The sequence below is a fragment of the Verticiella sediminum genome, assembly GCF_007558815.1.
GTDB lineage: Bacteria > Pseudomonadota > Gammaproteobacteria > Burkholderiales > Burkholderiaceae_B > Verticiella > Verticiella sediminum.
The window spans coordinates 1-22679 of record NZ_VLTJ01000013.1 but is presented as its reverse complement, the minus strand read 5'-3'; the positions used below and the strand labels follow the sequence as shown (position 1 = coordinate 22679).

At 65.9% G+C, this 22679-nt stretch carries 21 protein-coding genes; 15 read left to right on the top strand and 6 right to left on the bottom strand.

Annotated elements, in window-relative coordinates; all coding sequences use genetic code 11:
• Positions 1-6 precede the first annotated feature (6 nt).
• Positions 7-1911: a copper resistance system multicopper oxidase gene (locus FOZ76_RS07960; RefSeq protein ID WP_143947618.1), complete on the bottom strand. Its 1905-nt coding sequence runs from the start codon at positions 1909-1911 to the stop codon at positions 7-9.
• 256 nt (positions 1912-2167) lie between these two features.
• Between FOZ76_RS07960 and FOZ76_RS07955 the strand changes: the two genes are divergently transcribed.
• Both FOZ76_RS07955 and FOZ76_RS07950 read left to right on the top strand, forming a co-directional pair.
• Positions 2168-2851 carry a heavy metal response regulator transcription factor gene (locus FOZ76_RS07955; RefSeq protein WP_143947617.1) on the top strand — a complete coding sequence of 228 codons (684 nt, stop codon included), beginning with the start codon at positions 2168-2170 and terminating at the stop codon, positions 2849-2851.
• Positions 2841-4262, top strand: a complete 1422-nt coding sequence (locus FOZ76_RS07950; protein ID WP_143947616.1) for a Cu(+)/Ag(+) sensor histidine kinase — start codon at positions 2841-2843, stop codon at positions 4260-4262. The genes FOZ76_RS07955 and FOZ76_RS07950 overlap by 11 nt, the downstream gene beginning before the upstream one ends.
• Before the next feature lie 55 nt (positions 4263-4317).
• Here the strand turns inward: FOZ76_RS07950 and FOZ76_RS07945 are convergent, their stop codons facing one another.
• The 4 genes from FOZ76_RS07945 to FOZ76_RS07930 all read right to left on the bottom strand — a co-directional run bounded on the left by FOZ76_RS07945 (position 4318) and on the right by FOZ76_RS07930 (position 7623).
• The gene (locus FOZ76_RS07945; protein WP_143947615.1) at positions 4318-5058 is read right to left on the bottom strand and encodes an SDR family oxidoreductase; all 741 of its coding nucleotides are present in this window, start codon (positions 5056-5058) and stop codon (positions 4318-4320) included.
• A gap of 117 nt (positions 5059-5175) precedes the next feature.
• Positions 5176-5592, bottom strand: coding sequence for a (R)-mandelonitrile lyase (locus FOZ76_RS07940; RefSeq protein WP_143947614.1), 417 nt, complete (start codon positions 5590-5592; stop codon positions 5176-5178).
• Between the two features lie 84 nt (positions 5593-5676).
• Complete coding sequence (locus FOZ76_RS07935; RefSeq protein WP_143947613.1) at positions 5677-7116, bottom strand: MFS transporter; 1440 nt, start codon at positions 7114-7116, stop codon at positions 5677-5679.
• Between the two features lie 225 nt (positions 7117-7341).
• Complete coding sequence (locus tag FOZ76_RS07930) at positions 7342-7623, bottom strand: hypothetical protein (RefSeq protein WP_143947612.1); 282 nt, start codon at positions 7621-7623, stop codon at positions 7342-7344.
• A 155-nt stretch (positions 7624-7778) separates the two neighbouring features.
• On the opposite strand from FOZ76_RS07930, the gene FOZ76_RS07925 reads away from it, so the two are divergent.
• A complete protein-coding gene (locus tag FOZ76_RS07925) occupies positions 7779-8885 on the top strand; it encodes an alpha/beta hydrolase family protein (RefSeq protein ID WP_143947611.1) in 1107 nt (368 codons plus the stop codon).
• Positions 8886-8977: 92 nt separating this feature from the next.
• On the opposite strand, the gene FOZ76_RS07920 is transcribed toward FOZ76_RS07925, so the two are convergent.
• A complete protein-coding gene (locus FOZ76_RS07920) occupies positions 8978-9793 on the bottom strand; it encodes an IclR family transcriptional regulator (RefSeq protein WP_143947610.1) in 816 nt (271 codons plus the stop codon).
• A gap of 161 nt (positions 9794-9954) precedes the next feature.
• On the opposite strand from FOZ76_RS07920, the gene FOZ76_RS07915 reads away from it, so the two are divergent.
• The 12 genes from FOZ76_RS07915 (at position 9955) to FOZ76_RS07860 (ending at position 22626) form a co-directional block, all read left to right on the top strand.
• Positions 9955-11121: an FAS1-like dehydratase domain-containing protein gene (locus FOZ76_RS07915; RefSeq protein ID WP_143947609.1), complete on the top strand. Its 1167-nt coding sequence runs from the start codon at positions 9955-9957 to the stop codon at positions 11119-11121.
• A gap of 43 nt (positions 11122-11164) precedes the next feature.
• Entirely contained in the window at positions 11165-12415 is a 1251-nt protein-coding gene (locus FOZ76_RS07910; RefSeq protein ID WP_170235339.1) for a CaiB/BaiF CoA transferase family protein, read from the top strand.
• A gap of 90 nt (positions 12416-12505) precedes the next feature.
• Positions 12506-14089 (top strand): class I adenylate-forming enzyme family protein, encoded by a 1584-nt coding sequence (locus FOZ76_RS07905; RefSeq protein ID WP_143947607.1) that lies wholly within the window; start codon positions 12506-12508, stop codon positions 14087-14089.
• Positions 14090-14096: 7 nt separating this feature from the next.
• Positions 14097-15245, top strand: a complete 1149-nt coding sequence (locus FOZ76_RS07900; RefSeq protein ID WP_246129344.1) for an iron-containing alcohol dehydrogenase family protein — start codon at positions 14097-14099, stop codon at positions 15243-15245.
• 5 nt (positions 15246-15250) lie between these two features.
• The gene (locus FOZ76_RS07895; RefSeq protein WP_143947605.1) at positions 15251-16666 is read left to right on the top strand and encodes an aldehyde dehydrogenase family protein; all 1416 of its coding nucleotides are present in this window, start codon (positions 15251-15253) and stop codon (positions 16664-16666) included.
• A 39-nt stretch (positions 16667-16705) separates the two neighbouring features.
• On the top strand, positions 16706-17671 hold the full coding sequence (locus FOZ76_RS07890) for a Bug family tripartite tricarboxylate transporter substrate binding protein (protein WP_143947604.1): 966 nt from the start codon (positions 16706-16708) through the stop codon (positions 17669-17671).
• Between the two features lie 68 nt (positions 17672-17739).
• Positions 17740-18780: an NAD(P)-dependent alcohol dehydrogenase gene (locus tag FOZ76_RS07885; RefSeq protein ID WP_143947603.1), complete on the top strand. Its 1041-nt coding sequence runs from the start codon at positions 17740-17742 to the stop codon at positions 18778-18780.
• Positions 18781-18789: 9 nt separating this feature from the next.
• Positions 18790-19581 (top strand): crotonase/enoyl-CoA hydratase family protein, encoded by a 792-nt coding sequence (locus FOZ76_RS07880; protein ID WP_143947602.1) that lies wholly within the window; start codon positions 18790-18792, stop codon positions 19579-19581.
• Between the two features lie 11 nt (positions 19582-19592).
• Positions 19593-20153, top strand: coding sequence for a DUF2889 domain-containing protein (locus tag FOZ76_RS07875; RefSeq protein WP_143947601.1), 561 nt, complete (start codon positions 19593-19595; stop codon positions 20151-20153).
• A gap of 52 nt (positions 20154-20205) precedes the next feature.
• Positions 20206-21267 carry a Bug family tripartite tricarboxylate transporter substrate binding protein gene (locus FOZ76_RS07870; RefSeq protein ID WP_143947600.1) on the top strand — a complete coding sequence of 354 codons (1062 nt, stop codon included), beginning with the start codon at positions 20206-20208 and terminating at the stop codon, positions 21265-21267.
• Positions 21264-21980, top strand: coding sequence for an SDR family NAD(P)-dependent oxidoreductase (locus FOZ76_RS07865; protein WP_143947599.1), 717 nt, complete (start codon positions 21264-21266; stop codon positions 21978-21980). Before FOZ76_RS07870 ends, FOZ76_RS07865 begins: the two co-directional genes overlap by 4 nt.
• Before the next feature lie 13 nt (positions 21981-21993).
• Complete coding sequence (locus tag FOZ76_RS07860; RefSeq protein ID WP_170235338.1) at positions 21994-22626, top strand: glutathione S-transferase family protein; 633 nt, start codon at positions 21994-21996, stop codon at positions 22624-22626.
• Positions 22627-22679: the final 53 nt, after the last annotated feature.

Sequence of the window (22679 nt, the reverse complement as noted above, 5' to 3'; positions counted from 1 at the left end):
CTCTGTTCAAGACACCACGACTTCGCGGAACATCCCGGCATCCATGTGGAACATCAGATGGCAGTGCCAGGCCCAGCGTCCGAGCGCGTCGGCCGTCACAAGAAAACTGATGCGTTGCGCGGGCTGCACCGGCAAAGTGTGGCGGCGGGCGAGGAAGCGGCCATCGGGGCTTTCCAGTTCGCTCCACATGCCATGCAGATGCATGGGGTGGGTCATCATGGTGTCGTTGTGCAGAATGACCCGCAGACGCTCGCCGTGACGGAAGTGCACGGGCGTGGACTGCCCGAACTCCAGCCCGTCCAGGGACCAGGCGTAGCGTTCCATGTTGCCCGTCAGGTGCAGTTCGACTTCCCGGCCGGGGCCTCGGGCATCCATGGGACCCGAGGGCGTGTGCAGGTCCGCGAGGGTCAGCACGCGCCGTCCGTTGTTGCGCAGACCGATACCGGGGTCATCGAGGTTGGTGCGCGCCATGTCGACCCGCATGTCCGTGCTCGCGCCATACTCGGTGCGAGCGTGGCGGGCGGTGGTGCTGGGCACGGCCAGTCCGCCCGCGGCGGCACCGTGCTGGCCGTGATCCATCGCCATGCCGCCGTGGTTCATGCCGCCGTGGTTCATGCCGCCCATCGCCCCATGATCCATGCCGGCCATCGAGCCGGCGCCCATCCCCGTCATTCCGCCCATCCCGGTCATGTCAGTCATGCCCGTCATCCCGGTCATGCCGGTCATTTCCATGGACTGGTCCGGCGCTCCGTGGCTCATGGCACCCATCATGTCGCTCATGCCCAGCCATTCGACTGGGTCGAGTGTGGGAACCGGGGCTTGCAGACCTCCGCGTACCGCCAGCGTGCCCCGCGCATAGCCCGTGCGATCCATGGACTGCGCGAAGATCGTGTAGGCATCGTCATGCGGCTCGACCAGTACATCGCAGGTCTCGCCCGGGCCGAAGCGGAACTCGTCCACCGTGACCGGCTCGACATCCACGCCATCGACGTGTACGACCTTCAGTTTCAGGCCCGGAATGCGCACGTCATAGAAGGTGTTGCCGGCACCGTTGATGAAGCGCAGCCGCACGCGCTCGCCCGGACGGAACAGGCCGGTCCAGTTGCCCACTGGCGTGGTGCCATTGGCCAGATAGGTCAAGGTCTGCGCCGAGAGGTCCGCCAGGTCGGTCGGGCTCATGCGCATCTGGTTCCACATCTTGCGCTTGTCCAGCGCGGCCGAGAGGCCGTCGCGCGAGGCCTCGCGAAAGAAGTCCACCGCCGTCGGCTGGTGGTAGTTGTAGTAGTCGCTCTGGGTCTTGAGCTTCATGAAGACGCGCATGGGGTCTTCATCGGTCCAGTCCGACAGCAGCACAACGTGGTCGCGCTCAGCACGGATGGTTTCAGGGCCGGCGGGGTCGATGATGATCGCCCCGTACATGCCGGTCAGTTCCTGGAAGCCGGAATGCGAGTGGTACCAGTAGGTGCCACTCTGGCTGACCTTGAAGCGGTAGGTGAAGGTTTCCCCCGGCGCGATGCCGGCGAAGCTGATGCCCGGCACGCCGTCCATCTGGTAGGGAAGAATGATGCCGTGCCAGTGGATGGAGGTGGACTCGCGCAGCCGATTGGTGACGCGGATGGTGACCGTGTCCCCCTCACGCCAGCGCAGGGTCGGCGCGGGCAGCGAGCCGTTGATCGTGGTCGCCATGCCCGGCTGGCCGGTGAAGTTCACGGGTGACTCGGCGATCATCAGATCGAAATCCGTGCCCCGCAGCACCGGGGCGGTGCCGCCAGCGGCCCCCGCTTGCTGGGCGGCGGCCTTCAATGCGGTCGTGGACAGCCCCAGCAGGACGCCGCCCGCCGCCAGTCCCTGCACGAATCGCCGCCGCGACAGGATCAGTGGCCGCGGAGCATGGGGGGGATAGCGCATCATGACGAAAAACTCTCCAGGAACAGACATCAAAGGGCTCGCGCGAGGTCCTGTGAAGGGAATGCGCGCTTATGCCGTTGACAGCCATGCTAGGGAGCCGCCACTTTCTCTCGCATGACCCATTCATTACATTCATGTAATGGTTGCGTCATGTTGGTGGAAGATTCACCCGAGTACATTGATTCAGAAGTCAGTCGCGCAGAGTGAGCAGTGAGCAGGCAAATGCGCGAGCGTTCATGGCGTGAGCCAGGGAAAAGCGATGAAACTGTTGGTAGTCGAGGACGAGAACAAGACAGCGGACTACGTGCGCCAGGGCCTCATGGAAGCGGGGTTCGTGGTGGACGTGGCACGCAATGGCTTGGACGGGCATCACCAGGCCATGAGCGAGACCTACGACCTGGTCATCCTCGACGTCATGCTGCCCGACGTGGATGGCTGGCGCATCGTGCAGTCGCTGCGCGAGGCGGGCAAGCAGGTTCCGGTGCTGTTCCTGACCGCGCGCGGCGGCGTGGATGACCGCGTCAAGGGCCTGGAACTGGGCGCCGACGACTACCTGGTCAAACCTTTCGCGTTCTCCGAACTGCTCGCGCGCGTGCGCACGCTGCTGCGCCGCGGCAGCGCGCCCAACCACCCCGACCGCATCCAGATCGCCGATCTGCTGCTCGACCTGCCGCGGCGGCGCGCGACCCGGGCAGGACAACGCATCAACCTGACCAGCAAGGAGTTCGCCCTGCTCGAACTGCTGGCGCGTCGCCAGGGCGAGGTGCTGCCGCGCTCATTGATCGCTTCGCAGGTCTGGGACATGAATTTCGACAGCGACAGCAACGTGGTCGACGTCGCCATTCGCCGGCTGCGCGCGAAGATCGACGATGCCTTCGAGCCCAAGCTCATCCATACGGTACGGGGCATGGGCTACACGCTGGATGCCCCGGATGTCGACTAGGGCCCTGCGCATCCGTCGCCCGGCTTCGCTCGCGCTGCGGGTCACGGCCCTGGTCGGTATGGCGACGACGCTGGTGTTCCTGGCCTTCAGTTGGCTCATCGTCCGCTCGTTGGAACATCACTTTGCCGAGCAGGACGCCGGGGAACTCAGGGCCGTGGCCGATGCCGTCATCAAGCCGCTGCGCGATGCGGGCACCATCGCCGATGATGCACTGCTGCGCCGCCGCCTTGCCAGCGCGGTGGCGGGCCATCATGGGGTGTTCTACTACGTCGCTGACGCCGCAGGAACGACGGTCTATGCGGGCGAAGGCCCCGAATTGTCATCCCTCGCAGCAAGCAGACGTCCCGCCGAAGCGATCAATGTCCGCGAGCTGGCGGGCTGGCAGGAACGAGGGAAGTCCTACCGTGGCGCGGTACTTCGTGTGGATGGCGGTGCCGCCGGCCAGGGCGCAGGCCCCTATACCGTCGCCGTAGCGATGGACATCGATTTCCATCTTTCGTTTCTCGAAGACTTCAAGCGCATGCTATGGTTGGCCACATGCGTTGTGCTGTGCATTGCGCTGCTGGTCGCCTGGCTGGCCGTTCAATGGGGGCACCGGCCCATTCGCAAGGTCAATGCCCGGATTCGCGCGATCCGCTCATCGCAACTGAACGTGCGCTTGAATCCCCGGGAAGTACCGCTCGAACTGGAGGAGCTTGTCGCCTCGTTCAACGACATGCTCGCGCGCATCGAGGACGGCTTCGTACAGTTGGCGAATTTCTCGGCCGATATCGCGCACGAGCTGCGTACCCCGGTCACCAACCTGACCACGCAGACGGAAGTGGCCCTCGGCCAGTCCCGCTCCGCCGACGAGTACCGGGAAGTGCTGTACTCCAACCTGGAGGAGTTCGCACGCATGAGCCGGATGATCGGGGACATGCTGTTTCTCGCGCAGACGGAGAACGATCCACACAACCTCCATCGGGTGGAGATGGACCTTGGCAACACGATCAAGGGACTCTTCGACTACTTCGAGGCCTTCGCGGAGGATCGCGACATGACCCTTCAGTTGCAGGGCCGGATCGAGCCGATAAGGGCCGATCGGGAGATGCTGCGGCGCGCCTTGAGCAACCTGCTGTCCAATGCCATCCGCCACGCCCCGCGCGGCGCTGCCGTCACGGTCCGGCTGGGCCAGGATCAGGGAAGCGCCATGGTGAGTGTCGAGAATCCGGGCAGCAAGATTGCCGAAGAGGATCAGCCCAGGCTGTTCGATCGCTTCTACCGTGTCGATCCCTCGCGGCAACGCAAGGGAGAAGGCGCTGGGTTAGGCCTCGCCATCGTCAAGTCGATTATCGAGGCGCATGGCGGCGAGGTGCGCGTGACGTCCGACGATGCGATGACGCGGTTTTGCGTCGTGTTGCCACGCGACTAGGGCAGTTTGCCGTGATCGACGCGCGGCCTTTCTTTTTCTGCAGACTTGACCAACCTCAAAGCTCCTGCACTGTCGGGCGGAACAGGATCTCATTGATGTCGATGTTCTCAGGCTGGCTCATGGCGAACAGCACGCAGCGCGCAAAGCTGTCGGCCGGGATGGCGTTGTTCTTGTAGTAGTCGGCGATCGCCTCGTTGACACCCGGAGCACCGACCGACGCAGGCAGCTCGGTGTCCACCGCGCCGGGCGAAAGCACCATGGTGCGGATGTTGTAGGGTTTGACTTCCTTGCGCAGTGCCTCGGAGATCACGCGCACCGAATACTTGGTCGCCGAGTAGATCGCGCCGCCGGCGCTGATGGTGTGGCCGGCCACGGACGAGACGTTGATGAACTGGCCGCTCTTCTGATCCTTGAAGTAAGGCAGCGCTGCGGCGATGCCCCAGAGGACGCCCTTGATGTTGACGTCGATGCATTGGTCCCATTCATCGAAGCGCAGCATTTCGAGGGGGGCCAGCGGCATCAGGCCGGCGTTGTTGATCATCACGTCGATGCGGCCGTGCAGCTTCACGGCATGATCGACCAGCGCCTTGACCTGTTCGCGGTCGGTCACGTCCGCCTTGAACGCGGCTTCCTTGGGCAGGCCCAGTTCAGCCGCCAGCGCTTCCAGGCGATCCAGGCGGCGCGCACCGAGTACGACCTGGGCGCCGGCCTTGACCAGGTGGCGCGCGGTTTCCGCACCCAGGCCGCTCGATGCGCCGGTGATGACCACCACCTTGCCTTTGATGTTCTCAGTCATTGCTGTTCTCTCTCAATGTGTTTGTCAAGCGGACCCAGCCAGTCTTCTGTCGGACCAGCCCAGCGAAACATCGGATGGGCCTCAATGCGATGGGTGCGGATCGCAATTGCGATATCCCTACGGACTCACCGGGACTTTGTATTGGTCGTCGCTGACTTTCTCCAGCCAGTCAACGGTCTTGCCGTCCAGCGATTCGGCGATGGCGATGGCGATGTGGGTCATGGCGGTAGTGGGAGCTGCACCATGCCAATGCTTGACGCCCGGCGGAATCCAGACCACATCGCCTGGGCGGATCTGGCGTACAGGCCCCTCCCATTCCTGTACCAGTCCGGCACCGGCCGTCACGAACAGCGTCTGTCCCAGCGGGTGGGTATGCCAAGCGGTGCGAGCGCCTGGCTCGAAGGTGACCGTGGCGCCGCCCACGCGCGCGGGCGCGCTACCCTGGAACGGCGAATCGACACGAACGGTGCCGGTGAAATGGTCGGCAGGCCCTTGAGCGGAAGGCTGCGAGCCAATGGGGGTAACGGTGATCATGGATGATTCCTCCGGTACGGGCGAGATCACGACGGGCGGGGCCGTAAATTGCAGAAGTCCGCGGGCAATGATCGAGGTGGCTGATCACTCCACCGGTCCCGCGGCAGCCTCCGCGGCGCGGGGGCCTTCGTTCCTGCGGTTGGCCGGCAGAATGAAAATGGCGGTCAGGACGAGCGCAACCATGTTCATCACGGCGGCTCCGATGAACACCGCACTCACCTGGTGGCTCATTTCCACTGCGCCTGCCAGTTGAGAGTCTGCGTTGGCGGCAAACACGACGATCAGTATGCTCAAGCCGATGGAGCCGCCCAATTGGTGCGCGACATTGACGAGTCCCGAGGCAGCGCCCTGGTCGCGGGCTTGCACGCCACGCACGCCGGACGTCGTGAGCGGGGCCATGGCACAGCCATTGCCGATGCCGATCAGCACCATCGGCAAGGCGAGCTGCCAGATGGAGGCATCGACACCCGCGCTTGCCAACCAGAACAGGCCGGCACCGATGACCAGCAACGATCCCATCAGCATCTGAACCCCGCCCAGCACGCGCGTGACGCGGGGAACGGCCATCGCGGCGACGAACTGGACCAACGTCATGGGAAGAAACCCGAGACCAGCTTCCAACGCCGAATAGCCCAGCACCCGCTGCATGTATTGCGTGCCAAAGAAGAAGAACGACACGATCGAGCCTACGTAAAGCATGCGCGCCAGATAGGCGGCGGAACGCTCGCGGCTGCGTAGCAGACGTAGGGGAAGGACGGGCACTTCGATCCGGCCTTCATGCCAAAGGAAAAATCCGAGGACCACCGCCGAGAGCGCCAAAGTCGCCAGCGTGACCGGATCAAGCCATCCCACCTCGGCGGCGTTGACCAGGCCATAGACCAACAGCCCCACGCCCACCGTCGAGGCAATGGCGCCCGCCACGTCGAACTTGCCTTGGGTAGGAACGTTGTCGGGGATGTAGCGCGCGACGGCGAACACCAGCCCGATGCCGATCGGGATGTTCACCAAAAAGCCGATGCGCCAGGACAGCAGGCCGGCGAAGATGCCGCCCAGCACCAAGCCGAGGCTCGCGCCTGCGCCAGCGACAACGGAATACCAGGCCAGCGCCCGGGTGCGCTCGCTGCCTTCCGGGAACGTGGTCGAGATGATGGCAAGCACGCTCGGCGCCAGGATCGACGCGCCAAGCCCTTGCACCGCCCGCGCCGCGATCAGCTCGTAGGGCGATTGAGCGATACCGATCACCAGAGAGGCAACCGTGAACAGGACGACGCCCACCTGCAGGATGCGGCGACGGCCGAATGTGTCACCCAGGCGGGCGGACAGGAGGAGGAAGCCCCCGAAGCAGAGCAGATAGGCGTTTTGTACCCAGGTCTGCATCACCGGGCTCATGCGCATCGTCCTGCCGATTTCCGGCATGCCGGTATAGACGATGGACAGATCCAGCAGGATCATCAGATAGGCGATCAGCACAACGCCAAGGATAGTGTTGGGGCTGGCCGCCTTCGCGGAACTATGGAATGTCATAGGTAGCTTTCATCGGTCTGATTTGTCCGGCGCCGCCGGCCCAGGGCCGACGCGGCCCCTTCGCCCGGTGGAATATTGAGATCTGCGCGATGCAGTTGCGCCGTCGACGCCGCCAGCCGTGACACGCCAGATGGCTGTTGCCCACGTCGTCCGCGATGAGCAAGGCGACTTCGGCATGTCGACGATCGTCGAACCGAAAACTATATGGCGCTCCCAATTCCGCAACTAGACGGGAAAATCAGCATACCGTGGTGAGATCAACTCATTAATGGCGGACGCCGGCGCATCGTTGATGCCGTTGCCGGCCATCGCACGCCCTGGACCCTCCTGCTGCAAACGCTCGATCAGCGTCAGCTTGCCGGACCGGCTCGACTTCGCCGTGGACCATCGCTGCGCGACGCCTGGTTCGCGTGCCGGACGACTGGCGCCAGCCGTGGCCGGGGCATCACCCCACTGGGCCGGTCTCGGGTTCCCGCGGGCCGCCTGTGCGGAAACCAACATCATCATTCATGAGATCAGTTCAGCAGTTTATTCGGGATATTGGGCTTAATCGAAGCGGCCGATTTCCGTACCCTTGCGGGAGGACGCTGTGGCCAACCGGACTCTGTTTAGGCCCATGAAGCACGGCATGTAGTGCGCTTCGCACACAAGGATCGCCTCTCATGAACAAATCTGACAGCTTGGTCGCGCGGCGCTTGCGTTCGGCGATGCTCGCCACCGCCATGCTGGCCGGTGCGCTGGGAGTGGGATCCGCTGCTGCGCAGAACCTGCGCGACATTCGGCCTTCGGAAGGCCCGCTGGTCCTTGAATCACGCGGCAGCTTCTTCGTGGGGGGCGAACAGGTCGACAAGACCGCTGTCGAGCTCGGCAGCTTCGGCCCGGACGATCGCATCACCATCAACCAGATGTATGTCGAGTACATGATTCCCGACGGCGCGGCCAAGGTGCCGGTGGTGATGGTCCATGGCGCCACGCTCAGCGGAAAGACCTACGACACCACGCCCGACGGCCGTATGGGCTGGTACGAGTATTTCGTTCGCAAGAGCCACCCCGTTTACGTCGTCGACCAAGTGGGGCGAGCGCGCTCCGGTTTCGACCAGTCGGCGTTCAACAATGTCCGCGCTGGCCGAATGCCACCCGAACAGCAGCCGAACCTGCTCAGGCTTGCGGATCGCTTCGGTTCGTGGACCAATTTCCGCATCGGGCCCGAGCCCGGCAAACCTTTCCCGCAGACCCAGTTTCCGCTCGAAGCGACAGACAACCTGTCCAGGCAAAGCGTCCCCGATCTGCTCGGTCCCTCACGCGCACCCAACCCGACGTGGAAGGCGCTGTCGGATCTGGCGTTGCAGATCGATGGTGCCGTGCTGCTCACCCATTCGCAATCCGGCCCTTATCCCTTGCAATCGGCCCTCATCGATGCGAAGGGCATCCGCGGCATCGTGATGGTGGAGCCGGGCACCTGCAACGCGAGCGTTCATACGGATGACGAGATCGCGGTTCTCGCGAAAACCCCGATTTTCATTCTGTTCGGCGATTACCTCTCGTCCCCGACAAAGCTGCCGGGACCGACTTGGGAAGACCGCTACAACGATTGCAAGGCTTTCGAAGATCGGGTCGACGCTGCCAAGGGTGATGTCCGCCTCATGTCCACGGTCGAGACCGGCGTTCGCGGCAACAGCCACATGATGATGATGGACAGGAACAACCTGCAGATTGCCGATCTGATCCTTGCCTGGATCGACGAGAAGCTTGGCAGCGAGAAACCCTGAACGCGAGGCGCAATTCAGCGTATGTGGATACGACCCGAGCGCAGGGCCGATCGCGTCATGATGCCGTCCACGCGGGCGAGTGAAGCAGGAACTCAGATCCTTTCACGCGCTACCAGCGAACGCTGGGCCCACCGGCCCACATGGCGCAGCAGCGCGTCGCCCAACGCCTCGACATTCGGTTCGACGTCGCGTCGGGGGCCGACCAGCGTCACCGATGCGACGGCATCGCCTTGCCGATTGCGCACGGCAGTCGCAATGCCGAAGCGCATGCCGTTGGGATTCATGTTCGTGGCGATGCGGCTGGTACGGATGCGCTCCAGGTCGACGATGAAGGCCTCGACGAGTTCGGCCTCCTCCCTGCTGCGCCTGCGCAGATAGCGCTCGCGCTCGACACTGGACAGCGTAGCCAGCAAGGCCTTGCCACCGGCCGTGGACAGCAGGGTGCGGCGGATGTTCGAGCGTGCCTCGAACCCCTGCGCATCGTCGCTGCCCACTTCGGCCACGTAGATCAAGTGGTCCCCTGCCCTCACGCCGAGGAAAACCGCCAGGCTCGTCTCGCGATGAAGCTCGGCAAGATCGGCGTGATCGACCGTTCCCGCGCGAATGTGGCCACTGGCCAGTGTCAGGCCATAGACAGCCGGCCCCAGGTAGAAGCGGTGATCGCTTTCGTAGAGCCATCCCTTGGCCAGCAAGCCGCGGATGAACCCGTGCACGGAACTCTTGGCCGCCCCGAGCGCACGGGCAAGCTCGGAAAACGTCATGCCGGGGTGATACACGACCTCTTCGAGAATCTGGGTCACCCGGTCGACGGTGCGATGAGGCTGGGGGCCGTCACCCGCCTTCCCAGCGCGCTCGTTTCGCGAGGAAGCATGCTGCGGCGCCGAATCGAGAGTGTCTTCGCGTTCCATCCCGTGATGCCAGGTTGTTGATCGATCCATCGAGCAGTGTACCCGCTCGAAAGCCGAGCCATTGACGGTCCGGGTTCGACCTAGGAAGAACCCTAATTGACGCTCCTGGCATCTCAAGCATAGATTTCATTTATCGCTTATATGATCACATTTTCGTATATATGAACAACGAAACCGACAACGACGGCATCACCAAGGAACTGGCGAAAGGCAAGTTCACCGACACCATGCTTGCCAACATGCGTGCGCTTATCGGTACAGAGCTGCGCACGGACGCCTGCCTGAACAACGAGTACGCCACGCGTTTGGCGATCCTGCGTTTCTGCGAGGGCATCGGCGACGACAACCCGCTGTGGACGGACGCGGACTACGCCGAGGGCGGCCCGTACGGCACGCTGGTGGCGCCGCCCAGTTTCATCTTCGCCTGCCTGGGCTCCGTGCAGGTCGGCTGGCCCGGCCTGGGCGGCTTTCACGCCGAGACCAAGATGACCTTCGGCGAACCGATCCGCGTGGGCGAGAAGATCACGGCCAAGGTGGTCTTCGACGGCTTCGACGGCCCCATCGCCGACAGCAACTTCGGCGGCAGGCGCATCAAGGATTACCTGCGCCAGGAATACCGCAACGAGGATGGCGAACTCAAAGCCACCTTCATCTGCTCGCGCATGCGCTTCGAGCGCGGCGAAATGCAGAAGCGGCGCGAGAGCCGCGCTCTCGACGTGCCCCACCCCTGGAAGGACGAAGAGCTCGCCGAGATCGAGCGGCAGATCCTCGCCGAGCGGCCGCGCGGCGCCACGCCGCGCTACTGGGACGACGTGCAAATCGGCGACGAGATCGACGTCATCACCAAGGGCCCGCTGGGGCTGACGGATTTCATCGCCTTCATCGCAGCGGGCGCCGCGCCCATCCCGCGCGTATCCGCGCACTCGGTGGCGCTCAAGCGCTATCACAAGCATCCGAAGTGGGCCTTTCGCGACCCGCGCACGCACGCGCTGGAACCCGTTTATTCGGTGCACTACAACGATTACGCGGCCCAACTGCAGGGCGCCCAGATCGCCTACGACGTCGGCATCCAGCGCACCTGCTGGCAAATCCATTCGCTGACGAACTGGATGGGCGACGCCGGCCGGCTGAAGGCGCTGACGGGTCAGTACCGCGCCCATGTCTATCTGGGCGATGTGGTGCGACTCGGTGGCCGCGTCGACGCAAAAGAAGTCGACGCCGATGGCCAGCACGTGGTGAAGCTCACCACCTGGGCCACGAACCAGCGCGGCCAGCAGGCGATGCCCGGGACGGCGGTGGTGGCACTGCCCAGGCGCCCGGCCGCTTGAGCGAGTGAGCCTTCATGCGAACGAATCAAGAACCGAGATGACCATGACCACGTCCAGCGACACGTCGATCGCGAACGCCAAGAGTGAGGAACGTCATTCGGCGGCCTGCGCCGAACCGGCGCGCGAACATGGCGTTCGGACACGAGAGGACGCATCGCTGCCGCTCAGCGGCGTGCGCATCCTCGACTTGACACGCTACCTCTCCGGTCCGTATGCCACGCTGCTGCTTGCGGAGATGGGCGCGGAAGTCATCAAGGTCGAAGTGCCCGAGGCCGGTGACGACACCCGCCACATCGCGCCCCTCCAAGGCGACGTGAGCTTCTATCACTCCACCATCAACCGAAGCAAAGCGTCGGTGGAACTCGACTTGAAGTCCGAGGAGGGGAAAAAGCTCATTCACGCGATGATCGCGGATTGCGACGTCTTCATCCAGAACTTCCGTACCGGCGTCGCCGAACGGCTCGGCTTCGGGTACGACGTCCTCTCCAAGCTCAATCCGGGCCTGGTGTATTGCTCGATCTCCGGTTTCGGCGGGACGGGGCCCGAGAGCCGGCGGGCCGCCTTCGATCTGATCGTGCAGGCCGAATCCGGCGTGATGAGCCTGAACGGGGAAGGCGACAGCCCGCCTACCAAGCTGGGTCTTCCGGTGGCCGATCTGTCGTCCGGGATGTTCGCGGTCCACGGCATCCTCGCCGCGCTGCTGCGGCGCTCACGCACCGGCAAAGGAGGGCTCGTCGAAGTCAGCATGATGAGTTCCCTGCTTTCGCTTTCCGTCTACAACGCCACACGGTATTTCGTGACCGGCCAAACGCCCAAGCGGATGGGCTCACGCCATCCGGGCGTGGTGCCGTATGGCCAGTACGCGACCTCGGACGGAAACGTCCTGCTTTCCACGTTCAGCGACGGCTCGTGGAAGAGGATCGTCGATGCCATGGACCGCCCGGAACTCGCAGACGATCCACGATTCGCGACCGCGGCTTCCCGGGTCCTTCATCGGGACGCCTGCGACGCCTTGCTCGGCGAGGTGTTCTCCGGGTTCACCTCCGAGGAGATCGTCAAGCGGCTGCACGAGGCAGGGATTCCCTGCGGCGTGGTCCGCAGTCTGGGCGAGGCGCTGGAAATGGAGGCTGCGAGCGGGTCCGGCGTAATCACCGATGTCGAGTATCCGGGCGAGGCCGGCACGATCCGCAGCGTGAGAATACCGATCAAGTTCGATGGCGACTGGTGTCCCGCCAACCCTGCCCCGGCGCTCGGCCAGGACAACGCGATCCTCGATCGCTACAAGAAATCCTGAACATGCAGTGAGCGGGCGTGCGCATCCTGGGGCCGGCCCCGGCCACCAGTACGGAGCATGCGCGTGCGCCGCACCAACACGGAGACATCGATGTCATCAGCAGCAACGCCATGGGGCAAGGATATTGCGACAGAAATCATCGGCGGGGTTCCATTCCGGATGTACAAGGATCGCCCGCGCCGGGTCGAGGGGCTGCTCGAATTCGCCGGGCGCTGGGGCGCGCGGCCCCACATCATCCAAGGCGAGCGTGTCCTCACGTTCGAGGAGCTGCACCAGGGCGCTGTCGCCAAGGCCCGCCGGCTCGCCGACCTGGGCATTCGCCGAGGCGATCGCATCTTCATTCTCGGCTGGAACAGCCCGGAGTGGGTGCTCAACTTCTGGGCCTGCCTTCTCGCGGGCGCCGTCCCTGTGCTGGCGAACGCCTGGTGGAGCGAAGTCGAAGTCGGCAATGGTCTGGCGAGCCTGCAACCGGCCATGACGCTGGCCGACGAGCGTTGCGCGGCGCGGGTGCCGGCGCACGCGCGCCAGGGGCCTTGGGGCATCGACATGACGCAGCGGCAGGCCGGCGATGCGGCCGCGGATGCGCAAGGCGAGCTCAGCGAAGAAGAGACCGCGCTCATCATCTTCACCTCGGGCACCTCGGGCCAGCCCAAAGCCGTGGTGCTGTCGCATCGCGCGCTGCTGGCGCGCCTGCAGATGACCTTGCACATCACCCGCAAGCTGCCGCACCAGATCGATGAGACGTTGCGCGACGTGACGCTGATCACGGGTCCCCTGTTCCATGTGGGCGGCATGCAGACCCTCATGCGGGCAGTCGTCGTCGGCGATACGCTGGTGCTTACACAAGGCAGGTACGACCCCGCCGAGGTGCTCGCGACCATCGAACGCAACAAGGTCAAGCGCTGGAATGCCGTACCGACCATGGTGACGCGGCTGCTGGACCATCCGGACGTATCGCGCAGGGATCTGAGCAGCCTGAAGTCCATCAGCATCGGCGGCGCACCCGTGCATGCGGAACTGATGCAGCGCATCCGCACCCAGTTGCCCAGCGTCAACCCGAGGATCCCCACGGGCTACGGCCTGACGGAAAACGGCGGCCAGGCAACGGCCGCCGCCGGCTCGGAAGCCATCGAGGAGCTGGGCTCCGCCGGCAAACCGCTGCCCTGCGTCGAAATCCGTTTTCTTCCCCATCCCGACCTGCCCGACGGGGAGATCCTGCTGCGCTCGCCCACGCAGATGTCCGGATTCTTCGGCCTCGAGGAATCGCCCATCGATGAAGACGGGTGGCTGCACACAGGCGATCTGGGCAAGCTCGACGACAAGGGCAACCTTTGGATCACCGGCCGCAGCAAGGACATGATCATCCGCGGCGGCGAAAACATCGCGCCCGCCGCGATCGAACGGGCGCTGCTGAACATTCCCGGCGTGACCGAGGCGGTGGTGTTCGGCGTGCCGCACCGCGACCTGGGCGAGGAAGTGATGGCGGTTGTCGTCACCGACGCCGAGCTCGCGCCGCAGCAGTTGCAGGACCAACTGCGCGGCCAGATCGCCTCGTTCGCGGTGCCCAGCCGCTGGCGCCTTCAGCGCGAGCCGCTGCCGACCAATCACACCGGCAAGGTGGACAAGGCGGCGATCAGCGCGCAGGTCCGCGCCGAACTGCAGAGCGAGAGCTGAGATGGACATGCAGAACTTCCAGCACATCACGCCACCGCTGCGCCTGTTCCACGGCCCCGACAGCCTCGCGAACCTGGGCCGGGAGCTCGATCGCATCAAGAGCCGGCGGGCTGTCGTCGTCTGCGGGGACTGGCTGGCCAAGGGAGCGCTCATCGAGCGCGTGCGTGCGGCGCTCGGTGAGCGCTGCGCCGGCATCTACGGCGAGGTGCTGGGCCACAGCCCGGTTGCCTCGGTCGAGGATGCTGCGGCGCTGCTGCGCCGCCTCCAGGCCGATGCCGTGATCGCCGTGGGCGGTGGCTCGGCCATCGTGACGGCCCGCGCGGCCAGCATCCTGGCGGCCGAGGGCAAGCCGGTATCCGAGCTGTGCACCGTGACCGAGGCCGACGGCAGCCTGCGCAGCCCCAAGCTGTCGGCACCCAAGCTGCCGCAGTTCATCGTGCCGACCACGCCGACCACGGCCACCGTCAAGGCCGGCAGCGCGGTGTTCGACCCCGCGAGCGGCCAGCGGCTGGCGATGTTCGATCCCAAGACCCGCGCGCAATCGGTGTTCATCGACCCCGAGATGATCCTGTCGGCACCGCGCGGCCTGGTGGCTACCGCCAGCATCAACACCTTGTCGATGGCGATCGAAGGCCTGACCTCCCGCTCGCAGGATGCGTTGGCGCACGGAGCGCTGATGCACGCGCTGCGGCTGCTGGCGCAAAACCTGCCGCAGGCCGCGCGCGCGGACGATGCGGCCGTGCGCGGTCAACTGGTGCTGGCCGCGATCCTGTGTGGGCAGGGCACCGACCATACGGCCGCCGGCATCACCACCGTGCTGGGCCATGCCATCGGCGCCCGCTATGGCCAGGAGAACGGCACGGTGAACGCCGTCGTGCTGCCCCATGTGCTGCGCTTCAACGCCGACGCGGCCAGCGCGGGCATGGATAGGGTCGGCGCCGCCCTCGGGACGGGCGACGCCGGCGAGACGATCGCCAGGCTCGCGACGATCTTCGCCGCGCTGGGACTGCCCGACCGGCTGCGCGAGCTGGGCGTGCCGCGCGACGACCTGCCGGAGATCGCACGGCTGTCGATGCAAGACTGGTTCCTCAAGGGCAATCCGCGCCGCGTCCAGCACGCCGACGAGCTCGAGCAAATCCTCACACAAGCCTGGTGATTCCAATGATTCGACACGACAGCATTTTCATCGATGGCCAATGGGTGCCATCCGCAGGCAAAGACACCTTGAACGTCATCAACCCGGCGACCGAGGAAATACTGGCCACCGTGCCGCGCGGCACGCCGCAGGATGTGGACCGGGCGGTCGAGGCCGCGGTACGCGCTTTCGAGGGATGGTCCCGCACCTCGATCGAGGAACGCGCCGCGATATTCACCCGTCTGGCCCGCGCGGTGCAAGCCCGCGCCGAGGACGTCACCCGCAGCGTGGTGCTCGAGCTGGGCTACCCGATCTCTGCCGTGACGCGCTCACAGACCGCCGGCGCCGTCGAGGAACTCGACATCATCGCCGAGTGCCTCGCCGAGATCCGGTGGCAGGAGGATGTCGGCAACACCGTGGTGTGCCGGGAACCCGCCGGGGTCGTCGGTGCCATCACCGCCTGGAACGCACCTTTGCGCTCCGTGATATCCAAGGCCGGCGCGGCCATCGCGGCAGGCTGCACCGTCGTGCTCAAGCCCTCCGAAGTTGCGCCGCTCACCGCCTTCCTCTTTGCCGAGCTGTGCCGCGAAGCCGGTCTGCCGCCGGGCGTCTTCAACCTCGTCTGCGGCACCGGTCCGGAAGTGGGCGAAGCCATCGCCGCACACCCGCTCATCGATATGGTGTCGCTGACCGGCTCGGTACGCGCCGGGCGCCGCGTCATGGAAGTGGCGGCCGGCTCGATCAAGCGAGTCCATCTGGAACTGGGCGGCAAGTCCGCCAACATCATCCTCGAGGACGCTGATCTGACCCGCGCCGTCGCCGATGGGATCGAGGATGCGTTCCGCAACGCCGGGCAGGTCTGCGGTGGCCTGACACGCATGCTCGTGCCGCGCGCGCGCCTCGGGCAAGCCGAAGCACTGGCGGTGCGCAAGGCGGAGTCCTTCATCCAGGGCGACCCCTTCGACCCCGCGACCACGCTCGGCCCGGTCTCCACTGCGGCTGCGCGCGATCGCGTACGCGGCTACATCCAGGCCGGACAGGAAGAAGGCCTGCGCCTGCTCACGGGCGGGCTCGAACCGCCGGCCGGGCTCGAACGCGGCTGGTGGGTCCGTCCCACCATCTTCACCGGCACCAACCAGAGCCGTCTGGCCCGCGAGGAAATCTTCGGCCCGGTGCTCATCGTGATCCCTTTCGAGGACGAGGCCGACGCCATCCGCATCGCCAACGACTCGGTGTACGGGCTGGCCGCGGGCGTCTGGTCCGCCGACCCGGTGCGCGCGCGGGCCGTGGCCGCGCAACTGCGCGTCGGCCGGGTACGCATCAACGGTGCCCCGCTGAACAAGCGCGGCACGCATGGCGGGTTCAAGCTGTCCGGCGTGGGCCGCGAATGGGGCCGTTTCGGCATCGAGGAATTCCTCGAATACAAGTCCGTGATGGGATGAAGCTCGCCATGCAGCGGCAACAATAAGCAGGAGACATACTTGAACAAGCGATCATTCCTCAAAGCCGTGGGCGCCGTCCTCGCCGGGCCTGCCGTTCTCGCGGCACCGCGCGTGCTCCGCGCCAACCGGCCGATCCGCGTCATCGTGCCGCTGCCGGCCGGCAGCTCGAACGACTTCGTCGCCCGCGCCATCACGGTGCTGGTCAGCCAGACCCTCGGGCAGCCGATCATCGTCGAGAACCGCGAGGGTGCGAACGGCACCATCGGCACCATGGAGCTGTTGCGCGCCGCGCCCGACGGCCACACGCTGATGTGCGGTTCGCTGTCCCCGCTGGCCGCGAACGTCGCCTTCATCAAGAATCTGCCCTACGACCCCGCCACGGACATGACGCCGATCGCCGGCGCGAGCCTGACCAACCATGTGCTGATGGTGCGCCAGGACTCGCCGGTGCAGACTTTCCAGGACTTTCTCGCCCATGCGAAAGCCCATCCCGGCAAGCTCAACGTGGGCGCCTCGACGTCCATCGTCCAACTGCAGATCGCGACCATCAACGCCATGGCCGGGGTGTCCCTGGTCAACATTCCCTACCGCGGCACCCCGGCGACGCTCAACGACGTCATCGGCGGGGTGCTGGACGCGACCTTCACGGATCCCGGCAACGCCCTGGCCCAGGTGCGCGGCGGCAACCTGAAGGCGTTGGCCGTGACCTCGCTGGAGCGCAATCCGACCACCCCCGAGTGGCCCGCGATTTCGGAGACGCTGCCGGGCTTCGACTTCCCCTCCTGGAACGCCTTCGTCGGCCCCAAAGGATTGCAGGCGGATTTCGTCCAGCGCTTCAGCCAGGCCGTCCAGGAGGCGCTGAACGACGCCGAACTCGCCGCGAAGATGGCGCAAAGCGGCACCACCGCCCTGCATCTGAATCCCGATGAACTGCGCGACTTCACCGCGGCCGAGATCGCCAAGTACGTGACATTGGCGCGCGCCGCCAACATCGAGCCCCAGTAGCCGCAACCGCATGCCTGCGGACCGCCGACGCGGCGGCCTGCGAGCGTGCCGATGGAACCGCGACATTCATGAAAGCCGTCAAAGCCCGCTGCACCTGCGGCCCGAGGCAACCCTTCATCTCGACGCTCATCCCCCGGCGCGCGCCGGGTCCGAGCGACGTGGTGATCGCCATCGCCTTCGCCGGCATCTGCCATTCCGACGTGGAGCACGCCCACAGCCTGCGCGGCAGCACCCGCTACCCGCTGGTGCCCGGGCACGAAATGGCGGGCAAGGTCATCGAGATCGGTTCGCACGTCACCCGCTTCAGGGTGGGCGACCGTGCAGGCGTCGGCAACATGGTGGATTCCTGCGGGGGATGCGCCAACTGCCTGGCCGGGCTGGAGCAGTACTGCAGCGGCCATCGCACGCTGACGTACAACTCGCTGGATCGCCATGGCGAGCCGACGCACGGCGGCTACAGCGAGCAGATCGTCGTCGACGAACGCTTCGTCGTCCGGGTGCCGGACACCATCCCGCTGGAGAACGCGGCGCCGCTGCTGTGCGCCGGCATCACCATGTATTCCCCGCTGCGGCACTGGAAGGCGGGCCCCGGCTCGCGCGTGGCCGTCATTGGCCTGGGCGGCCTCGGTCACGTCGGTATCCAGATGGCCCGTGCCATGGGCGCCGAAGTCACCGTCCTCGAGCTTGACGACACCAAGCGCGACGACGCGCTGCGCCTGGGCGCCAGCGAATTCGTCGTCACCACGTCGGCCGAGGCGCTGGCGCCCTTGGCCAATCGTCTCGACCTGATCATCTCGACCGTGCCGGCCACGCTGGATATGGACCGCTATCTCGGATTGCTCGCCCGCGACGGCGTGTTCGTCCAACTGGCCGCCGCCAGCCAGCCGCTAGCCGTTCCCTCGGTCTCGCTGCTCACCAATCGGCGCTCGATCGCCGGCACGCGCAGCGGCGGCCTGGCCGAAACCCAGGAAATGCTCGACTTCTGCGCCGAGCACGGCATTCGCGCCGAGATCGAACTGATCGCGGCGGACCGTATAGACGAAGCCTACGAACGCCTGCTCGCTGGCGACGTGCGCTATCGCTTCGTGATCGACAACAGCACGCTCTGAGACCTCTCCATGCCCGATTTTCTTCTGTACGAACAAGAGGGTCCGATCGCGACCCTCACCATGAACCAGCCCGAACAGCGCAATCCGCTGACCGGCAACTCGGCCATTCCCGAGCTCCTCGCCGCCATCGAACGCATCCACGGCGACAGGAGTGTGCGCTGCGTCATCCTGACGGGTGCGGGGCCGTCGTTCTGCGCTGGCGGCAACATCCGCGACATGCGTCGCCAGGCGTCGCCCGAGGTCTCGGAAATGGACATCCGGGACGATTACCGGCGGGGCATCCAGCGCCTGACCCTGGCCCTGTTCAACCTGGAAGTCCCGGTGATCGCCGCCATCAACGGCCACGCCATCGGCGCCGGCCTGGATCTGGCCTGCATGTGCGACCTGCGCGTCGCGGCAGGCACCGCCACGTTCGCTGAGAGCTTCGTGCGTCTGGGCATCATTCCCGGCGACGGCGGAGCCTGGCTGCTGCCGCGCGTCATCGGCCTGGCTCGGGCTTCCGAGCTGGCCTTCACCGGCGACAGCATCGATGCAGGCCAGGCGCTCGAGTGGAATCTCGTCTCCCGCGTGGTCCCGGGCGAAGAACTGATGGCGACAGCGCGCGGCCTTGCCGAGCGCATCGTGCGCAATCCCGCGCATGCCCTGCGCCTGACCAAGCGCCTGCTGCGCGAGAGCCTGCATACTCGGCTGGACAGCGCGCTCGAACTGTCGGCCGTGTACCAGGCTATCTGCCACAAAACGCCCGACCACACCGAGGCCGTCGACGCATTCCTGGAAAAGCGCCCTCCCCGGTTCCGCTGAGGAAATCCAAGATGAAAAGCACGCTCGCCGACGACACCCGGGAAGAGCTGCACTTTCGCCGCATCGACATCCGGGGCTTCCGGCGCGCAGACGGCCTGTTCGAGCTGGAAGCGCAACTGGTGGACCGCAAGCCGAAGGTGTTCACGCCGCGCAGCGGCGGGCGCACGGTGCCCGCGCACGACCCCACTCACGACCTGGGCGTGCGCCTGGTGTTCGACGACATGCTGCAAGTGCGCGACGTGCAGAGCTTCTCGAGCGCCGTGCCGTATCCGGAATGCCATGGCGGCGGCGAGGAGCTGCGCCGCCTCATCGGCGTGCGCATGGTTAGCGGCTGGCGGCGCGAAGTCGCGCTGCGCGTGCGCCATTCCCACGCCTGCGCGCACATGCGCGAACTGCTTGGCCCCATGGCCACCGTCGCCAACCAGACCCTGAGCGAACTGGCGCGGCACCGCCCCGAACCGCTGGACCCGACCGGCAGGCCGCGCAAGATCGACAGTTGTCACGCCTACCGCGCCGATCGCGTCATCGTGCGCCGGAAATGGCCGGAATTTCACCGCCCGCCGCCGCCTTGAGCGCAGCGGGAGACGCTCCAACCAACAATATCGAATCGAGGAGACGAATGTCATGATGTCGCTGCATCGAATCGCTGTGCGGCCGCGGTCGCCCCAGCGCCCGCACGCCGGGCTGCGCCGCGCAGTAGCCGCGCTCACCGCCCTGGCCGTCGCGGCGCCGCTGGCTATCTTGGCGCCTGCCGCGGCGCAGGCCGCCGAAGACTGGCCGCGGCGCCCGATCCGCATGCTCGTTCCGTTCCCAGCCGGCAGCGCCACCGATGGCGCGGCACGTCTGATCGCGGACGCCCTGCGCGAACCGCTGGGACAGACCGTCATCATCGAAAACCCGGCCGGCGCCGACGGCATCATTGCCGCCCAGCAGGCCAAGCGCGCCAAGCCGGACGGCTACACGCTGTTCATGAGCACGAATTCCGCACATGCGGCCAACCGCATGCTGTACGACGACCTTCCCTACGACCCGCAAAAGGACTTCACTGCCGTCTCCGGTCTGATCCAGATCCCGTTGGCCGTGCTGGTGCGCGAGGACTTCCCGGCCGACGATCTCGCCGGCTTCGTGTCGGTGGCCAGGCAGCGCGCGGCCAGCAACAAGCCCTTGGCGTACGGCAGCGGCAATACGTCCAGTCTGGTCGCCGGCGAACTGCTCAAGCATTCGACCGGCATCGACATGATCAATGTGCCGTATCGCGGCAATCCCCAGGCCATGCAGGACCTGGTCGCCGGGCAGATCGACGTCATCGTCGGCGATCCGTATTCGTCGATGGCATTCCTGACGTCCGGCCGGATGAAAGCCCTGGCGGTCACCGCCAGCGAGCGCCATCCATTGCTGCCGCAGGTGCCCACGACGCTCGAAGCGGGCCATCCCGACGTCCAGGTCATCACCTGGGCCGCCCTCTTCGCGCCCACGGGCACCGACGAGGCGATCGTCCAACGCCTGAATCAGGAGATCAACCGCGTGCTCGACACACCCGATTTTCGCGAGAAGCTGCTCAGGATGGCCATGACCCCGATGATCATGTCCCCTCGGGAACTCACCGCTTTCGTCGACCAGGAAATCATCGACTGGGAAACCCACATCCAACTCGCCAACGTGCCGCGCAAATCAGGACAGCCATGAAACGACTCGATCAACGCCGAATCCTCATTACCGGGGCTGCTTCCGGCATCGGCCGCGCGACGGCCTTGCTCTTTGCGCGCGAGGGCGCGTGCCTGGCCCTGCTCGACCGCGACCTGGCAGCGCTGCGCGACGTCGCCGAACGGACCGGCGGGCACCCGATCGAGGCAGACGTCAGCGACGAAGCCGCCGTCGAGCGCGCCGTGCAAGCAGCCGTCACTCAGTTGGGCGGCCTGGACGGCATCGTGAATTCGGCCGGCATCCAGACCCGCGGTTCCCTGCTGGAAGGCACGATCGAGGATTGGCATCGTTCCCTGGCGATCAACCTGACCGGCCCCTTCCTGGTGATCCGTGCTGCCCTGCCGTGGCTGCTGAAAGCCGAGTCCGCCTCGGTGGTGAACCTGGGCTCGGGCCAGTCGCTGCTGCCCAACGCGCCGAATCGTTCCGCGTACGCCGCCTCCAAGGGCGGTCTGCTCAACCTGAGCCGCGCGCTTGCCGCGGAACTGGCCCCCCGCGTTCGCGTCAACACGGTCTGCCCGGGGCTGGTGGACACCCCCATGGCTCAAGGCGTGCAGGGCAACGTCGGCAACTACGCGCTGCGTCGAATGGCGCAACCCGACGAGATCGCACGCGCGATCCTGTTCCTGACGAGCACCGAATCGTCCTATGTCACCGGCGCGGCGCTGGCCGTCGACGGCGGACGCTCTTTCCACTGAACGCGAGCCTGCCATGACCACGACCTTACCCGCCGCACCTTACACGCTGCGCGGCACGCTCACCTCACCCTTCGCGCGCAAAGTACGCATCGCCATCGACGTCCTCGGGCTCACGGACCAAGTGGCCATGTGGCCCGTGCAGCCGACCGATCCCGCCGATCCGATCGAAGAGCAGAATCCGCTGGGAAAATACCCGTGCCTGCTCCGGCAGTCCGGCCCGCCCGTCTACGACAGCAGCGTGATCCTCGAACTGCTCCAGGACGTCGCACGCAGCGAGGCGCTGCTGCCCGCCCGCGGCGCCGAGCGCATCGACATGCTGACCCGCACCCGGCTGGCAGACGGCATCATCGACGCCGGCGCGCTACTCATCTACGAGGATCGCTACCACGAGCCCGCGCACCGCTCCGACGTCTGGCGCGAGCGCCAGACCGGCAAGATCCTGCGCGCGCTGGCAGCCTTCGAGCACGAGCCGCCGCCGCCCGACCGCACGAACGCCGAGACGATCACGCTCGCCTGCGCCCTGGGCTTTCTGGACAAGCGCCAGCTCATCGCCTGGCGTCCCGCATTCCCTGCCCTTGTGGCCTGGCTCGATGCGTTTGCCCGCCACGAGCCGGCGTTCGGCCGCACCGCACCGCCCGCGGCCTGACCACAGCAGCTCCCGGCTTCATGCGGGAGCGACTCATGCCTGTTGCGCCGCGG